The organism is Nostoc piscinale CENA21, from assembly GCF_001298445.1.
In the GTDB taxonomy this organism is placed as follows: domain Bacteria; phylum Cyanobacteriota; class Cyanobacteriia; order Cyanobacteriales; family Nostocaceae; genus Nostoc_B; species Nostoc_B piscinale_A.
Genome location: NZ_CP012036.1, coordinates 844,797 through 861,718 on the forward strand (window position 1 = coordinate 844,797; position 16,922 = coordinate 861,718).

17 protein-coding genes are annotated in these 16,922 nt (G+C 40.4%); 9 read left to right on the forward strand and 8 right to left on the reverse strand.

The features are described 5' to 3' along the window. Nucleotides 1-3: 3 nt before the first annotated feature. The 3 genes from ACX27_RS03720 to ACX27_RS03730 all read right to left on the reverse strand — a co-directional run bounded on the left by ACX27_RS03720 (nucleotide 4) and on the right by ACX27_RS03730 (nucleotide 2,078). A complete protein-coding gene (locus ACX27_RS03720) occupies nucleotides 4-735 on the reverse strand; it encodes a HEAT repeat domain-containing protein (protein WP_062288601.1) in 732 nt (243 codons plus the stop codon). Nucleotides 736-851: 116 nt separating this feature from the next. Next, nucleotides 852-1,478 (reverse strand): Uma2 family endonuclease, encoded by a 627-nt coding sequence (locus tag ACX27_RS03725; RefSeq protein WP_062288603.1) that lies wholly within the window; start codon nucleotides 1,476-1,478, stop codon nucleotides 852-854. 93 nt (nucleotides 1,479-1,571) lie between these two features. Beyond that, nucleotides 1,572-2,078, reverse strand: coding sequence for a DUF411 domain-containing protein (locus ACX27_RS03730; RefSeq protein WP_418006832.1), 507 nt, complete (start codon nucleotides 2,076-2,078; stop codon nucleotides 1,572-1,574). Between the two features lie 542 nt (nucleotides 2,079-2,620). On the opposite strand from ACX27_RS03730, the gene ACX27_RS03735 reads away from it, so the two are divergent. Next, nucleotides 2,621-3,823, forward strand: coding sequence for an AAA family ATPase (locus ACX27_RS03735; RefSeq protein WP_062288609.1), 1,203 nt, complete (start codon nucleotides 2,621-2,623; stop codon nucleotides 3,821-3,823). Between the two features lie 2 nt (nucleotides 3,824-3,825). Here the strand turns inward: ACX27_RS03735 and ACX27_RS03740 are convergent, their stop codons facing one another. After that, complete coding sequence (locus tag ACX27_RS03740) at nucleotides 3,826-4,104, reverse strand: hypothetical protein (protein ID WP_144427391.1); 279 nt, start codon at nucleotides 4,102-4,104, stop codon at nucleotides 3,826-3,828. 284 nt (nucleotides 4,105-4,388) lie between these two features. Here ACX27_RS03740 and ACX27_RS03745 point away from each other — a divergent pair, with 284 nt between their 5' ends. From ACX27_RS03745 to ACX27_RS03765, 5 genes are all read left to right on the forward strand, one after another. Further along, entirely contained in the window at nucleotides 4,389-5,354 is a 966-nt protein-coding gene (locus tag ACX27_RS03745; RefSeq protein WP_062288615.1) for a threo-3-hydroxy-L-aspartate ammonia-lyase, read from the forward strand. Between the two features lie 85 nt (nucleotides 5,355-5,439). Continuing rightward, complete coding sequence (locus ACX27_RS03750) at nucleotides 5,440-6,930, forward strand: DUF1800 domain-containing protein (RefSeq protein ID WP_062288617.1); 1,491 nt, start codon at nucleotides 5,440-5,442, stop codon at nucleotides 6,928-6,930. A gap of 223 nt (nucleotides 6,931-7,153) precedes the next feature. After that, the gene (locus ACX27_RS03755; RefSeq protein WP_235526481.1) at nucleotides 7,154-8,299 is read left to right on the forward strand and encodes a DUF1501 domain-containing protein; all 1,146 of its coding nucleotides are present in this window, start codon (nucleotides 7,154-7,156) and stop codon (nucleotides 8,297-8,299) included. Nucleotides 8,300-8,509: 210 nt separating this feature from the next. Continuing rightward, nucleotides 8,510-9,808 (forward strand): amino acid permease, encoded by a 1,299-nt coding sequence (locus ACX27_RS03760; RefSeq protein WP_083468661.1) that lies wholly within the window; start codon nucleotides 8,510-8,512, stop codon nucleotides 9,806-9,808. A 79-nt stretch (nucleotides 9,809-9,887) separates the two neighbouring features. Next, nucleotides 9,888-10,433, forward strand: a complete 546-nt coding sequence (locus ACX27_RS03765) for an RNA 2'-phosphotransferase (RefSeq protein ID WP_062288625.1) — start codon at nucleotides 9,888-9,890, stop codon at nucleotides 10,431-10,433. Here ACX27_RS03765 and ACX27_RS03770 read toward each other — a convergent pair. Continuing rightward, entirely contained in the window at nucleotides 10,430-10,858 is a 429-nt protein-coding gene (locus tag ACX27_RS03770) for a hypothetical protein (protein WP_062288628.1), read from the reverse strand. The two genes, ACX27_RS03765 and ACX27_RS03770, sit on opposite strands and share 4 nt — an antisense overlap. 506 nt (nucleotides 10,859-11,364) lie before the next feature. On the opposite strand from ACX27_RS03770, the gene crtA reads away from it, so the two are divergent. Together crtA and hpsJ-A are read left to right on the forward strand one after the other, a co-directional pair. Further along, nucleotides 11,365-12,243: a cyanoexosortase A gene (gene crtA / locus ACX27_RS03775; protein ID WP_062288631.1), complete on the forward strand. Its 879-nt coding sequence runs from the start codon at nucleotides 11,365-11,367 to the stop codon at nucleotides 12,241-12,243. A gap of 208 nt (nucleotides 12,244-12,451) precedes the next feature. After that, entirely contained in the window at nucleotides 12,452-13,171 is a 720-nt protein-coding gene (gene hpsJ-A, locus ACX27_RS03780) for an HpsJ-like protein, cyanoexosortase A-associated (RefSeq protein ID WP_062288632.1), read from the forward strand. Nucleotides 13,172-13,287: 116 nt separating this feature from the next. Here hpsJ-A and rpe read toward each other — a convergent pair whose 3' ends face one another. After that, nucleotides 13,288-13,995, reverse strand: coding sequence for a ribulose-phosphate 3-epimerase (rpe, locus tag ACX27_RS03785; protein ID WP_062288635.1), 708 nt, complete (start codon nucleotides 13,993-13,995; stop codon nucleotides 13,288-13,290). Nucleotides 13,996-14,189: 194 nt separating this feature from the next. Between rpe and ACX27_RS03790 the strand changes: the two genes are divergently transcribed. Continuing rightward, nucleotides 14,190-15,779 (forward strand): S8 family serine peptidase, encoded by a 1,590-nt coding sequence (locus tag ACX27_RS03790; RefSeq protein ID WP_062288638.1) that lies wholly within the window; start codon nucleotides 14,190-14,192, stop codon nucleotides 15,777-15,779. A gap of 38 nt (nucleotides 15,780-15,817) precedes the next feature. Here ACX27_RS03790 and ACX27_RS03795 read toward each other — a convergent pair whose 3' ends face one another. Further along, complete coding sequence (locus ACX27_RS03795) at nucleotides 15,818-16,543, reverse strand: AraC family transcriptional regulator (RefSeq protein ID WP_235526482.1); 726 nt, start codon at nucleotides 16,541-16,543, stop codon at nucleotides 15,818-15,820. After that, nucleotides 16,533-16,757 carry an AraC family transcriptional regulator N-terminal domain-containing protein gene (locus ACX27_RS33295; RefSeq protein WP_235526483.1) on the reverse strand — a complete coding sequence of 75 codons (225 nt, stop codon included), beginning with the start codon at nucleotides 16,755-16,757 and terminating at the stop codon, nucleotides 16,533-16,535. The genes ACX27_RS03795 and ACX27_RS33295 overlap by 11 nt, the downstream gene beginning before the upstream one ends. Nucleotides 16,758-16,922 lie beyond the last annotated feature (165 nt).

A 16,922-nucleotide genomic window follows, 5' to 3' on the forward strand; every position in this document is an offset into this window, starting at 1 on the left:
GTGTCAATGAATAGGCGAATTGTACGGTTCACGCAGTGGTGGTTCGCCTCCATTCATCAGAGTGATGGAATCTTCGGCTTCTTCACCCACAGACCACCACCCTGGTACGATTGTTTTATCAGTCTGTGCCAATAGTTGCAGCTTGGGTAATGTCTCCTGGATGTTGAGCGCACCAACAGCAAAACATGACCAAAATCTCACTTCAGCTTCAGCATCATCTAAACCTTGAATAATGACATTCACTGCTTGCTGATATAGATTTGCTGGTAAGTCTTGAGAGAGTTTATTACCAATTCCTTCTAATGCTTGCGCTCTAATAAAAGCAGCCTCAGATGTGTTAGCGGCTACTTCGGTCAGCACACTCATCACTTCTTGATTGACTTCGCAATTTGACAGAAAAGCCAGCGCATACACCACACTATTTCGTTGTATAGGATCAGAACTAGTGGATAAAATCGACAATAAAGATTTGAGGTGTTTTTCAGTTGCTATTAAACTCAGGGATGTTCCCGCCTGCATCCATAATTCAGAACGTTGACTAGACAAAATACGAATCAGGACATCAGCATCTTGTTCATTACCTACTCTTCCTAGTAACCAACAAGCTGTTTGTGCTTGTTCAATGTCAAGGGTAGCAATCCAACTAGTACTACGGGAAGTAAAACCTAGGTTTTCGAGTATTTCAATGTCACCCGCCGCTTCTGGAAATTGATACTTGACTTCTTGAAGATTCATATAGGAGTCTATTTTAGTAGGTAGTAAAGAATAATTAGATTTAAATAAAAACCGCAGATGCACGCAGATAAACGCAGATGAAATTGAAATGTTTTCATGATAACGTGATAGCGATTTTACCTCCCAGCCCGCAATATTTGTTCAGCTGTTAGTTTTAAATCTGGAAATGTTAGAGAAACGATGGTTTGATAACCTCGAAACTGCTGAATTTCATATTCTTCATTCACTAGAGTACAAATAGATAAGGTTGGTTGTTTGGGCTTGCCAATGTGTCGAGTACCACCTAAACCTGCGTAGTCTGCAATCCAATATTCGGGAATGCCTAAAACTGCGTAATCTTCAAGCTTACGGGCATAATCATTTTGCCAGTTGCTACTAACAACTTCTGCGACAAATTTTAGCGAACTACCTAGGGTTAAAATTGATTGATCAGACCACAGTGGTTCTTGCGTAAGTTGATTGCGATCAACAACTGCAACATCAGGACGAAATGCTGTCATACCTGTGTTGGAAGGGCGTAATAGTCCTCGTTGCAGGACAAACCAAGGTAAGTTTTTTGCATCGATTTGGACACATATCTTGGTAGTAATGAAGGCTGCAATTTCTTCATGTAAGCCTGTTGGTTCCAAGTCGAATACTTCTCCATCAATCAGTTCATAGCGGTTGTTGTCGCCATAATGGGCGAGAAATTCGTCAAAGCTGAGTGGTTGCTGTTGGGTGAGTTGGTTGATTGCGATCGTCATAAAAGTTACAAGATATTTCTTGAGTGAGAATCATCAAGAACAATAAAAATTTATTTTCTCTACTCCCCACTCCCTATTTTCAATACAAGTTTTTTAATAAGATTCATATCTATTAAATACTTGTAGTTCGCCGTTTTTATTAAAGGCAACTACAGAAAATGGCTGTTTGGTATCTCCCATTTCCATTCCTGGTGTGCCTACAGGCATGGCTGGAACGGCTAAACCTGCCAGTTGGGGTTTTTGCTTGAGAAAACGCTTGATGTCATCGGCGGGAACATGACCTTCCATCACATAACCGTCAATAATTGCGGTGTGACAGGATGCGAATTCTGAAGGTAAATTATATTTTTGCTTAATTGCTTCTATTTCGTCGGTTTTGATGTCTTGCTTGATTTTAAAACCATGTTTTTTTACGTGTTCTATCCAATCTCCACAACAGCTACAGCTAGGGCTACGATAAACTATGATTTCTTGGCTACCTGAATAAGATTCTGTTTCGTTGTCCCAAATACTAGCTGCGATCGCCGATGCCGAATTACTAGTTATACTAACTACAGCAATAACGATTATGCCTAGTAAGATATGTAAGAATTTACTCATCCCAAAAGCTAAAATTTTCTGCATTTTTTATACCTCTTTTTTGATAAGTTCCAACAAAGTCAGCTTTTTACTTGGTGCTACTTTTTCCATCATACAGTTAGCATCAATTGGCTCCAAACCTCAATTGATACCAAGCTACAGTTAAAATTGTAGAGATTTGGTCTGGGAGTGGGAATACTATTTGTCAAAGCTACTTAATATTTAAAAGTGAAAATACCTTGACGACTATTTATAATACATTGTAACATAAGATTATTTCGTATCTACCTGCTTGCCATAAAAACTGACTATACTTGTAGTATGTAGTTATCGTCCCTCGTAATTCTGGAAAATTTTAAGTCTCATATCACTTTGATGAGAAAGGTTAAGTTAAGTAATTTTTCTTTACCTGGACATACACATAGCATTCTTGAATGAGTTGTAAATAATAAATTGATTTCCGACTCCCCACCCTCTACTGACTATTTTCTACCTTTACAAATAGTTGAGAAATCAAATAGGACTGCTATAGTTGAGCAAACATTTTTACAAGAAGTAAAAATATGGAATTTGATTATTTTAGTGGTAACGAAAGCACATCCAATAACAATAAACAGCAAAACTTACTCACTAGTGGTTGGCGACCATTACAAAGGGATTTAGATTGGGAATTTCTATGGCAACTAGCGCAGAATGATACTAAGGAATTTGCCCAAAAAACTTTTAATTTAGCCAGTACATTCAGTGAAGTTTTGGGGAGAAATAATTTTACTTGGTGGGCAAACTTATTTGCTGTCGCCTCAGAAAATACTCGTTATGAAGTAGAAAAGTTTTGGAACTATATTACACCAGATCCCCAATCACCAGACCATCGTTATAAAGATGTTTTGAGTACAGAAACACCAATATTACAATTTGTGAGCCGTAACAGTATACCTATTGATTATGTTTTGAATCGCTTACAGGAAATTACTGTTATCAGAGTCTTACAAATATTAGGCAGACCCACGATAATCACTCAATATTACTCTGAGCGAGATTTTTATTTTCCTGTGGAAAAATTTGTCAGTTGGGAACGTTTAGATGTTGTCAATACTGTCAATGCTTATTGGGAAATGTATGATGTTTGGCTGCAAATTGAACCCTATGATCGCGGCAGGCGGCAGTATACTTTAATGGCTAGAGATTTAGCACCATTAATTAACAAAGCCACCTACGATTTAGCGGTGATGTTAAGTGGTTATCAAAGTCGTGTGGGTAAAGTTCACAGCCAATACCCTATTCGCACATTTCCCGCCGATATTCAAAGCTTTACGGATAGCTTACAGCAAGCAGTTCTCAATCAAAATCAGTTAGCGGTGGTGGTACATGGCGAACCAGGTACAGGTAAAACCGCCTGGACACAAGCCGTAGCCAAAGAAATTCTTATGCCTTTAGGGTTTGTGATCTTTATTTTGGATCATGATGCGATCGCTAATTTTGTCCCGCCAACTTACTTAGAACGGATTTGTATTATTATTAACGAAGCCGATAACTTAGCCCAAAATCGTGCTTCGGAAATTGCCCAATCTAATAACAAAACTGAACATATTTTAAGTTTGTTGGATGGCACTTTATACCAAAGCGTCATTGATGAATCTGGGCTGCAAATGAAGCAGAGGTTAGTAGTATTGATGACTTGCAACACCACAGAAAGATTAGACCCCGCCATGTTACGTAAAGGAAGAGTAGATTTAATTGCGGAATTTACACAGCGGTTTGTTTAAATTTATTGATAGGTTTGCTCGATTTTCAAGTGGCGATCGCAAGTCTTGATAACTTTCATCACACTCCTGTACAAACTGATCATAGAAATGCCAAGAGGGCTACGTTGTCCATATTTTAATTCCATACCTTCAAACCAAGTTTGAAATTTTTGGTCTGACCAGCCTTGTGCTTCGTCTTCTAGGCAACCTTTGAGCATTTCTAACCCACACTCACCAGGAAATTCAGCTGTGATAGCTGCAAGTCGGCACTCTTCTATAGCTTCTACAACGGCAATCATCACAATGATCCGATTCCTTTTGTTAAGTTTGCTGCACTGGTTGTCGTTCAACGATGTGTGCATAATGATGGCGATTTTATTAAAAAATCGTGAATAGTCAAGTAATATCCGCTTAACGCTATTTACATTTATTCAGCGAAACTGCTAGATTTCCTTGTTCCTTGAGACGCATTTGTATGTCTTCTTCTCGATAGATGAAGTGATGCTACGTTCAATTCTGGGGAGTTTCATCATTGATTCATCAACTAGCCAAACTTCTGAATTCTATTTTGCTCAACCTGATAAAAATGTCACAGCATCATTCTGTCACTGTAGACGATGTCAAAGCAGCACAAGCACGACTGGCGGGGGTTGTGCATCAGACTCCGGTGCTAACTTCGAGAATGGTGAACGATCGCACCCAAAATGAAGTATTTTTTAAATGCGAAAATTTTCAACGTACAGGTGCATTTAAATTTCGGGGTGCTTATAACGCCTTGGTGCAGTTGTCAGAAATTCAAAAACAACAGGGTGTAATTACATTTTCCTCTGGAAATCATGCCCAAGCGATCGCTCTGGCGGGAAAGTTACTCCAGATTCCCACCACTATTGTGATGCCTGATGATGCGCCAGAAGTGAAGCAACAAGCCACCCGCAGTTATGGTGCAGAGGTGATTTTATACAATCGCCACGAAACTGACCGCGAAGAATTAGCCAAAACCCTAGCCAGCGATCGCCATCTTACCTTGATTCCGCCTTACGATCATCCCCATGTCATCGCCGGACAAGGAACCACAGCCTTAGAACTCATTCAAGAAGTTGGGCAATTAGATTATTTACTAGTTTGTTGTGGTGGTGGCGGATTAATATCAGGATGTGCGATCGCTACCAAAGCCCTGTTACCTACGTGTAAAGTTATTGGTGTGGAACCAGAATTAGCTGATGATGCAACTCGTTCCTTTCACAGCAAAACTCTGCAAACTGTAACTAACCCACCTACCATTGCCGATGGTGTGCGGACTCCCAGCTTGGGTAAATTAACTTTTCCCTTAGTGCTGAATTACGTTGATGATATGGTGACAGTTTCCGAAACTGCCATTATTAACAGTATGTTTTTCCTTTGGGAACGTCTGAAAATCGTCGTTGAACCCACTGGTGCATTAGCCGCAGCCGCCTTACTCAGCAATGTGCTGTCAGTAAAAAACGCAAAAATAGGTGTAATTATCAGTGGTGGTAATGTAGATTTAGCAAAGGTAGCTAAATTTATCCAGTAATTCACTGAGGAGATTTTGAACTTTTTTTCGCATTTGCCAGTCAAATAACGATGTGTTCGCCAACTGAGAAAGGATAACTCAAGTTATGACAGTCAAACCCAGATATTTGGTATTGTTGCTGTTCATCTTGTTGGCAGGAAGTGACCCCATCTATGCAGCTAATAAGCCTGTTGATCCAAAAATATTACACGTAATTAATCGGTTGAGTTTTGGGGCGAAACCTGGAGAGATTCAAAAAGTCGAGTCTGTAGGTGTAGAGCGTTATATTAAAGCACAACTCTCACCCAATTCCATATCAGAACCACCCAGCCTTACCCGCCAGCTTTCGCAACTAGAAACACTCAATTTAAATACAGTCGAAATTAGAAACTATCTTAAGGCTCCACCGCAAGCAACCCCAGAAGAAAAAAAAGCCCTGCAAAAGAGAGGCGGCAAAATTTTACAAGAAGCCGTGAAAGCACGGTTACTACGAGCCACCAGCAGTAACCGCCAACTGCAAGAAGTGATGGTGGACTTTTGGTATAACCATTTCAATGTTTATTCTGGTAAAGGAAATGCTCGCTACTGGGTGGGAGCTTACGAACAAGAAGCAATCAGACCTTATGCTTTAGGGCGATTTCGGGATTTACTAGGAGCCACAGCCCATCATCCCGCAATGCTAGTTTATTTAGACAACTCCCAAAACAAAGCTAGTCGCCGTCCTGGCGCTACGTCACGGGTAAACGAAAACTATGCGCGAGAATTGATGGAACTGCATACTCTGGGTGCAGATGGTGGCTATACTCAACAAGATGTGATTGCTTTGGCGAGAATTTTTACAGGTTGGGGAATAGCTGGCTCAGGTCAACAGACAAATGGCAAGTCGGTATTTTACTTTGACCCCAGGTTTCATGATCCCAATGATAAGGTTTTTTTAGGACGTACTATTAAAGCTAGTGGTCAAGCTGAAGGTGAACAAGCTTTAGATATATTGGCGAAAAGTCCCGCGACAGCCCATCATATTAGTTATCAATTGGCTCAGTATTTTGTGAGCGATCGCCCTCCTGCTAGTTTAGTTGATCGTCTGGCACAACGCTTTCGTAATACTGATGGCAATATTCGCGCAGTTTTAGAAACTTTATTCCAAAGCCCAGAATTTTGGGATAAAAAATATTTCAACGCCAAATTTAAAACCCCATTTCAATATACTGTCTCCGCAGTCCGGGCTACAGGCCTAGAGGTGAACAACACCATACCTCTGTCTCGCAACCTGGAACAGTTAGAAATGCCTGTGTACGGTTGTCGCACTCCAGACGGGTACAAAAATACACAAGATGTCTGGTTGAATCCCGAAGCAATAAACCGTCGCCTGAGTTTTGCCACTGCGTTAGGTAGTGGTCGCTTACCTCTGATAGGTACAGCCAATAATTCGCCCAAAAATAAAAGCATTAACCGCGTTCAACCCCTGGATGCAACTCAGCTAATTAACACCTTGGGTAATTCTCTATCACCCAAAACCCAAAGTGCGATCGCTGCTAGTCCTCCAGAACTCAAAGCCGCATTAGTCTTGGGTAGCCCCGAATTTATGCGTCGTTAGTAAAGTGCTGAGTGCTGAGTAAACACTGCGTGTTGACTACAAGTATCCAGACAAAATTAATGCACACATTCTTTTCTGTTCCCCGTTCCCCATTCCCTGTTCCCTATCTCCACAAATGAATTTAATTTTGTGCAACTACTTATGAAAAGACGTGATTTTTTGATCCAAGCGGGACTTTTTTTCGACAACTGCGATCGCCTCTATTAGTTGTAATACCTGGGTAGTGCATTCCGCTACCAAGAAAAGCGATCGCCAGCGTTTAATTGTAATTTTTATGCGTGGTGGTGCAGATGGATTAAATATCGTTGTGCCTTATGCAGAGCCAGCATACTATCAAGCCCGACCAAAAATCGCCCTTGCCAAACCGGGACAAGAAAAAGGCGTTTTAGATTTAGATGGCCACTTTGGTTTACATCCAGCCCTAGCCCCATTAATGCCCTTCTGGCAACAAGGAAATTTAGCCTTTGTTCATGCTGCGGGTTCTCCTGATCCTTCTCGTTCCCATTTTGACGCGCAGTTTTATATGGAGATTGGCATTCCTGGAAACCAAAAAGTGAGCGAAGGTTGGATGAATCGCTTAATGGGTGCTATCTCCAATAAAACACCCATCCAAGCTGTGAGTGTCGGTACAACCAAACCGCGCATTTTAAATGGTCAAATGCCAGTTGCTAATTTAGCTTCTGGGAGAAATGCTAACAAACCAATCGCCATAGATAGACCACAAGTAAGTGCCGCATTTAACCGATTGTACGGTGGTAATGATGCCCTCAGTCAAACTTATCATCAAGGACGCATTGCTCGTGAAGCTTTGATGGCAGACTTAGACCAAGAAATGAAAATGGCTAATAATGGCGCACCCCTACCCGATGGCTTTGTGGGTGATGCCCAAAGATTAGGCAAACTCATGGCTAAAGATCCGAGAATTGAATTAGGATTTATGGCTTTGGGTGGTTGGGATACCCATGTAAATCAAGGTAGCGATCGCGGTTACTTAGCCAGAGGCTTAGGAAGTTTAGGCAAAGGATTAGCCGCCTTAGCCCAAAGTCTAGGCCCCGCCTATCAAAACACAGTCATATTAGTCATGTCTGAATTTGGCAGGACATTACGCGAAAATGGCAACGGCGGCACAGATCACGGACATGGCAATGTTATGTGGATTTTAGGCGGCAAAGTCCGTGGTGGTAAAGTTTACGGCGAATGGCCTGGTTTAGAAACAGCCCAACTTTATGAAAAACGAGACTTAGCTGTTACCACCGATTTCCGAGACGTAATTTCTGATGTCTTAGCACGACATTTATCTGTAAATGACACCCAACTAAGTAAAGTCTTCCCTAGTTATACACCCAAGCAAAAAATTGCTTTGTTGTGAGTAGGTGATAGGTTACAGGCTACAGGTTACAGGTGAAACTATTAAAAGCCTTGTCCCCTTGTCTCCCTTGTCTCCCTTGTCTCCCTTATCTCCCTTATCACCTCGTCCACTAAATAAAACAAAGTCTCATTAATCACATTTTTTAACCAAATACTGATTACCAAAAGTCTCTGTTAAGATAATTGGTTACATAAGTTAACATTCTCTCCTATGACCACAATTAAGACGGCTTTCCAGACACATCAACAAGAAGTCACGCGCTTGTTTTCTCATGTGCAAGTTGAGGGTAACAAACTGACTCATCAACCAGGGAGTGTTCTGGGAAGCACCGCCTTAGTTGCAGGTACAACCGTAGGCGCGGGAATTTTAGCGTTACCTGCGGTGACATTGCCTTCTGGTGTGATTCCTTCTACAGTCTTATTAATTGCTGTGTGGTTGTATACTCTAGTTTCTGGTTTATTAATTGCCGAAGTTAGTATTAATACCATGCGTTTGGCTGGTCGTCCCAGTGTAGGCTTATTAGCTATGATTGAAAACACCTTGGGAACTAAGGGAGCGCGGATGGCTGGTGTGGCATATATGTTACTCCACTATGCTTTATTAGTAGCTTATGTTACCCAAGGTGGTGAAATTTTGATATCTGCGGTTTCTCATCTTTGGGGCGGACAGAATTTATTACCTAATTGGGTAGGAACCGCAGGCTTTACACTGCTGTTTGGTAGCATTATGTATTTAGGACGGGGAAAATTTATTGAAAAATTGAATAACTTCTTGGTGGGAATTGTTATTGTGTCTTTTTTGGGACTCTTGTTATTAGGAGTTACCCAAGTCCAAGGTGTACATTTTCTATTTCAAAACTGGAGTGCTTTAGGCACGGCTGTACCAGTGATGTTAGTTGCCCTGTTTTACCATAACATTGTGCCAGTGGTGGTAACGCAGTTAGAAGGAGATAGTCGTAAGGTTCGCCAGTCAATTATTATTGGTTCAGCAATTCCTTTGGTGATGTTTTTAGCTTGGAATGCTGTGATTTTGGGCAGTGTCAGCCCTGAGATGATTCATAGTACAACTATGTTTGACCCCATCCAAGTGCTGCGGGCTGGCGGCGGTGGAGAATTATTAGGAGTGTTAGTGTCTATTTTTTCAGAATTTGCGATCGCTACATCCTTTATTGGCTTTGTTTACGGTTTGTTAGACTTCTTCCAAGATATTTTTGCCAAGACACAAACCAAACCCACTAGCCGCTTACCTTTATATTCTCTGGTTTTACTACCACCCATCGGTTTAGGTGCAATTAACCCTGGCATTTTCTTCACCGCTTTAGATTTTGCTGGTACTTTTAGCATCTCAATTTTAGGTGGCATTATTCCCGCATTAGCCACCTGGAAACAACGTCAACAACTGCAACACACAAATCAGTTTGTTCCTGGCGGTAAGCTGACACTGATTTTAATGATAGGAATTGCAGTAGTTATGATATTGAAGGAAATTTTTGCGATGGCAAATTTCTAAGTGCTGTACACTTCGACTTCGCTCAGTGTACCTGCTGAGTTAAAGATTCTACTTCTCACCCTGCGTCCTGCCTCCACTTATGAACACTCCCCGCCTAGTCAAAATTAGTAAATTCTTAAGCAAATATCTCCGCCACCAACCAGAATCTTTAGGTATTCAACTTGCGCCTGGTGGTTGGGTTGCAGTGGATGAACTGTTAGCGGCTTGTGCTAAACATAAGTTTCCCATTACTCGCCAGGAATTAGCAGCAGTAGTCGCCACCAACGATAAACAACGCTTTAGTTTTGACTCTACAGGTACTTTAATTCGCGCTAACCAAGGACACAGCGTAGAAGTTGATTTACAATTACTACCTGCTGTCCCACCTGATGTGCTGTATCACGGTACTGGACACAAAGCTGTTGAGTCTATTTTGCAAACCGGACTCAGCAAAATGTCTCGCCATCATGTCCATTTATCACAGGATATAACCACAGCCAAAACTGTCGGCGCAAGACATGGTAAACCCGTAGTTTTTGCCGTGGATGCAGCGACTATGTATCAGGCGGGTTACATTTTCTACTGTTCTGACAATGGTGTGTGGTTAGTAGATGCTGTTCCGCCTGAATATCTCCGCCAGCTTTAAAATCTACTACTGGGGAAGAAGAGCAAATCTACTGCTTCACCAATAAATAAACCTGTTCCTGCCAAGAACGTTAACACCCGAAATGATTCTTTTTTGTCGAAGCCGGCAAAACGCATTTCTAAATCTGCTAACAATGTAGTTGCGATCGGTATTAAAAACAAACTAAACAATACTGACCAAGTTGCCACTAAAGCAACTGATGCACCTAAAGTTAAAATTACAATTAAAATTTTAGAACCAAAAGCCGTTAACTCTTCCAGCCAAGCATTACTTCTGCGGACAACAGCTATAGCCACAGCAGCAATAAAAGCTCCCACTAACCAAACAATGTGATGTACCGCCAAATACCATCCCAGTAAGGCATAAGCCAGCCACAAGAGTACAAGGGGCAGCATAGGAATCTTATGCACAAATCCCGCGTTCATATTGTTGAATAATAAAAACTTAAAAATTACTCACTTAAATTCTAATCAGAAATTGATTACAGCAATTTCTTGTCCATAGTACTTAATACTTTGTAAATATCTCATACAAAAATGCAAGACTAGAAAACATCAAAATCTGCATATTAATGCTTGCAATATTATAACAATTGTGCATTTCAACCATTGGAGAAATACTTTTATCCTCATACATAATAAAAGTATAAAAAAATACTTTTTTTTAGTATTATCAGAAAATCAGTTCACACAAAATTTACATAATTCATCAACTAATGATGACAACTAAAGCCTGCAAATAAGTTATTTATCGCTGAATCGACAGGAATGTAACCAACTTATGAACTTAAAGATTTAATAAAAATTTATAAAAAAGGTTGATTATATTTACTTAAGTAGTAGTATTTAATACTAACCTCATTATAAATAATTACTAAAAATTCTTATCATAAGTTAATTATATAGTCATAAATTATTTAACCTGAAAATACATGAAAGCAACTCGCGTTTTTCACCAACCACTCACCAACCCTCAACTGTGGTTATTAGGAATAGGCGGAGGTTTAGTTGCAATACTTTTAACAATAATTTGGAAAGCAGATGATGATTCTCATCTAGGAATGACAGTTTTAGCTTTATTAGCTGTCTTCTCACTATTAGGAGATAAAAAACATAAACTTAAATTAGAAAGTGATGTTATTTCTAGTATTTTAGGTACAGTTTTAATCGGCTTTGTACTTTGGTATAGTACACACTTTCCGTCTGGAAAATTATTTGCAGTTTATACTCATTTAGCGCCTTTTGTGGCGGCGTTGGGACTGAGTTTACTGGCTTCTGGCTGGCAGGGATTAAAGCAATATTGGCAAGAATTAGTAATTATTTTTTTTGCTGGTGTTCCTAAAGTCTTAATCTTTGCTTTATTAGATATTAAACCCCTATCTATTTTAACTGCCAAATTATCTACATTAATGCTTTGGTATGCTGGGTTTGACGTATATCTCCAAGATGTTTATATAAATTTACCTACAGGTGGAATTAAAGTAGCTGAAAATTGCGCTGGTATTGAGTGGATATGCCATCTTTTAGGGTTAGCTGTAATTGGTTTATTAATGTTCCCCCCAGAACGTAAAAAAAGAATATTTGTGCCGATAGTAGCTGTAATTATTGCTTTTATTGTGAACGCAGTCAGAGTGGCAATTTTAGCTGTTATTGCAGCGAATCAAAATCAGAATTCTTTTAAATTTTGGCATGTTGGAGATGGTTCTTTAATATTTGGGGTGATTACAGTCATACTTTTTGGTATATTTTACTGGCTCTTACTCAATCAAAAAGCAGAGAAAGACAAGAATATTACAAGGGCTGAAAGCTAATGGAGACTTGGAGTAAATTGCGGATTCTATTATTAGCTGTCACTCTAGGCTGTATAGTTGTAGTTTTTGTGAACGTTATCCAAAAGCAATCATTTAAAAAGCCCAAATTGGAGGAAATCAGAAGCGAAGTTTACATTGATAAACTTCATCCAACAGAAATCACAAGTCAGACTTAGATTTTATCGTGATATAACATTTGCTAGAAATTATGACCAAATCAAACACTGATAAATTGATTCCTGTAATTCAAGAGTTGCAGGAATTTGCCTTTAACCAAGTAGGCTCAATGACAATTTTGCGAGTCCTTGGTTATGGATTATTGTTATTAGCTTTATTCGATACGGTGGAAACTTTTGTGCCACCTAGCATTATGAATCCTGTTTGGGAATTTCAGACTTTTGGTGCATTAGTTGAAAGAATACCTGTAGCTTTAATTGGTTTAGCATTAGTATTTTTTGGTGAATTAAATGCTAGAGCTAAATGGGAATTTTTGGCTGTCAAATTGCTATCTTGGTTAAGTTTGTTATTGGCAATAATATTTATATTACTCATACCACTTGGTGTGAGTAATACTGTTAGACTTAGTAAACAAAGTTATAATCAAATTAACAACTTATCTCAGCAGCAAATAACTCAAGCTGAACAAGTTGAACAGCGATTGAGCCAAGCTAAACCAGAGCAAATCGAAAGTTTTCTGAAAAGTCAAGGTCGTTCAGTAGATGCAAGTAATCCACAAGAATTAAAAACAAAAGTTTTGTCTGAAGTTTCTCAAGCTAAAGAGAGAATCAAATTGCAAGCGCAAGCTAATCAATCGACTCAGCGATTAAACTTACTCAAAAATTCTGTGAAATGGAATCTTGGGGCTTTAGTTTCAGCTACTTTATTTTTTATCTTTTGGAAAAATAGCAGTTGGGCGAGAAGCAGGTGATAAGTGATAGGTGACAGTTAAGAATCGGTGTGAGGGTTTTGAATGTAAAGCAAAAAAATAGGGTAGACAATATTAAATTGTCCACCCTGTTTTAATTAATGCAAAACTTTATGTGATTAAACTTTTGCTAATTCTGGTGTAGGGCGTTTGCTGTTGCGGATATTGGTAATTGCTTCCGCATAATCTTTGGCGTTGAATACAGCAGAACCAGCAACAATTGCATTAGCGCCTGCTTCTAAAACTTGCCAGGTGTTGTTGGCTTTTAATCCACCATCAACTTCAATCCAGGGGTTGAGTCCGCGTTCGTCGCACATCTGGCGCAGTTTTCTAATTTTTGGTAATACGCCAGGAATGAAGCTTTGACCACCGAAACCGGGGTTAACGCTCATGATGAGTACTAAGTCACAAAGTTCTAGCACGTACTCAATAAATTCTAAGGGTGTGGAAGGATTAAGTACTACCCCTGCTTGTTTACCAAGTTCTTTAATTTGACCGAGTGTGCGGTGTAAGTGTGGGGAAGCATTATGTTCAGCGTGTACAGAGATAATATCTGCACCTGCTTTAGCAAAACCTTCGACATATTTTTCTGGTTCCACAATCATCAAGTGGACATCCAGAGGCTTTGTAGTAACCGGACGAATCGCCTCCACAACCAGAGGGCCTATCGTAATATTAGGTACAAAACGACCGTCCATTACATCAACATGAATCCAATCTGCTCCAGCTGCGTCTACTGCGCGAATTTCGTCACCCAGACGACTAAAATCGGCTGATAGGATAGATGGAGCAATCACAATGGGCTTTTCAGATCGGTTTTGGGTCATGGCTAGTGGGTTTTTAAGCGTCCTCGTCTGTAGGCATTGTAACAAAATGCTGTAACAAAATATTGAGTAATTCTCGTTAATTTAATTTTGCTTTGTCAGGAAATGGTAAGGGAGGAGATAAAGGAAGGGGGAAAAAAGAAGAACTATTGACCATTGACAAATGACTATTGACTATTGACCATTGCCTAATAACTATGAACAAAAAACTAAACTGGCTAATTTGGGGTTTGAGTGCTTCTTGTTTGAGTGTGCCTGTAATGGCTTCAGGTTTACAAACCTCTTTAGGAACAAATGGTATTGATGCTTTAAAACTACATCAGCCTCCTTACAATTTAATCGGTCGTAAGATAGCCATTGGTCAAGTAGAAATCGGTCGTCCGGGAATGTTTGGGTGGGATAAAGCGGTCTCAAAAAATCGCACGATATCTTTGGCGGCGGTTTTTTTACGCAATGGCCCGGCGAAATCAAACACGGGTGTTGACCCCCACGCTTATAATGTGGCTGGGGTGATGGTGAGTACAGATAAGGCTTTACCAGGGGTAGCACCAGGAGCGAGGCTGTATTCTTCGGCTGTAGGATCTACGAAAAATATGGGTCAGCCAGAAGAGTGTATATCAGCACAGCACATAGCACTACAAAACGGTGGCGATATCCGCGCGATTAACTTTAGCTTTGGCGAACCCCTCAACCGTGATCCACGACCGGATGCTGTTCTAGATGGGAATGCTTTGTTAACGATGTGTGTTGATTGGTCGAGCCGGGTTCACGATGTTTTGTATGCGATCGCCGGCAATCAAGGTAAAGGGGGTATTCCGATTCCTACAGATAATTTTAATGGAGTTAACGTGGCTTTTTCATCCCGACGGGGTGGAATTTTTAATAAAGTAGATGTTTCTAACCTGGCGGGGTTGAATCAGGGAGTGAGTGGTAGGTTAGCCGGAAGAGAGTTTAATGCTGATGGTCGTCGTGCTGTTAGTATAGTTGCGCCTGGGAGTAATATCCCTTTGCTGAATCCTGACGGCAAAATTAATAAAGCTACTGGTACAAGTTTTGCAGCACCGCATGTTACCGCAACTGTAGCGTTGTTACAAGAATTTGGCGATCGCCAACTCCGAACCAAAAAGTCTAACTGGAGTGTTGACAGTCGTCGTCATCAAGTGATGAAAGCAGTTTTACTCAACTCAGCCGATAAAGTCCAAGACAGTGGGAACGGCTTACGCTTAGGGATGACGCGGACACTCATCGATAAACAAAATCTCAATTGGTTAGAGTCTGATGCTTACAAAGACCCAAAAATTCCTTTAGATGCTCAAATGGGAACGGGTCATTTAAATGCTTTTCGGGCTTATCAACAGTTTAGTGCGGGTCAGTGGGAACCGACAAAAGCTGTTTCCGCAGTTGGTTGGGATTATCGCCAAGTCACGGCGGGAAATGTAGTTGATTATCAGTTAAGCAAATCTTTGAAGCAAGGAAGTTTTGTTTCTATTACACTGGCTTGGGATAGATTGGTTGAGTTGAGCGATCGCAATCAAAACCAGATGTTTGATATTGGCGAAAGCTTTAGCGATAAGGGGTTGAATAATCTTGACCTCTACTTAGTCAAAGCTGATGCGAAAAACTCTGAAACTGCTGCTGTTTGTTCTTCCATTAGCCCAATTGATAGTGTAGAACATATTTTCTGTCCCGTTCCGGCAAATGGTAATTACAAAATCCGTGTGCAGTTTCGCCAACAAGTCAACCTTCCCACTCAACCTTATGCTTTGGCTTGGTGGACGGCGAATTGAAAATAATAGGTTGTGTAGGGACGTTGTATGCAACGTCTCTACTTTTTATCACCTGCTATCAATAGACGTAAACGTTCGACATCTTTAACTGGTGGCGCACCAAACATCCGGGAATATTCACGGCTGAATTGTGATGGGCTTTCATAACCGACTTGATAAGCCGCATTCGCCGCGTCGGAGTTTTCGACAAGCATCAGACGACGTGCTTCCAAGAGTCTTAATTGCTTTTGATATTGCAGTGGACTCATGGAAGTAACTTTCTTGAAATGGTGATGGAAAGATGAAACCGACATACTCACCTGTTCTGCTAAATCTTCGATTCGCATTGGTTTGGTATATTCAGTTTTAATAAGTTTAATTACCTCAGCAATGCGCTGCATATTACTACCAGATGTAGCTATTTGGCGTACAGCTTCTCCTTGTTCACCTATTAATAGCCTGTAATAAATTTCTCGTATCATCATGGGTGCGAGGATGGGAATATCTTGGGGCGTATCTAAAAGCTTTGTGAGTCTGATGGCGCAATCAAGCAAAGATGACGAAGCATTACTAATGAATAAGCCTCTGACAGATTGTTCTTTTTTATCGATGTTTGGTCTGGTTTGGGTAATGATCTCACAGAGTTGAACCGGGTCTAAATTCAGCTTGAATCCTAAATAGGGTTTATCTGGTGTTGCTTCTACAACAAATCCATTAATAGGCAAATCAACGGAGACAACCAGATATTGACCTTCGCCATAAAAATAGCTTTCTTCACCCAGCAAGGCCTTTTTTTTTACCCTGAAGCACGATCGCTAAAATTGGTTGATAAACAGCGCAGATTGCTGTATTGGGTGACGACTCCCGCATAAATTCCATCTGAGGAATCGCTGTTTTATGAGTCCCGTTTCCTTTCGCAGTGGTGTGTTTTTCTATTAATGCTGCTAGTTGTTGACATTCAGCTATAACTGTCGTTTGCGTCAGTAGTTCCATCGCCATAATAATTTCCCATTCCCCTTCACTCACTCATTATACGAGTAAATCTTTGGAGGATTAGGCAAGGAATTGCGATCTTTGGGCATTTCAACATCTTGGTATTGCCAATATTATGAACATATACAAAAGGGCAGGCGAAAGAATTAGGCAACTAAGTCAGTTAGAGAA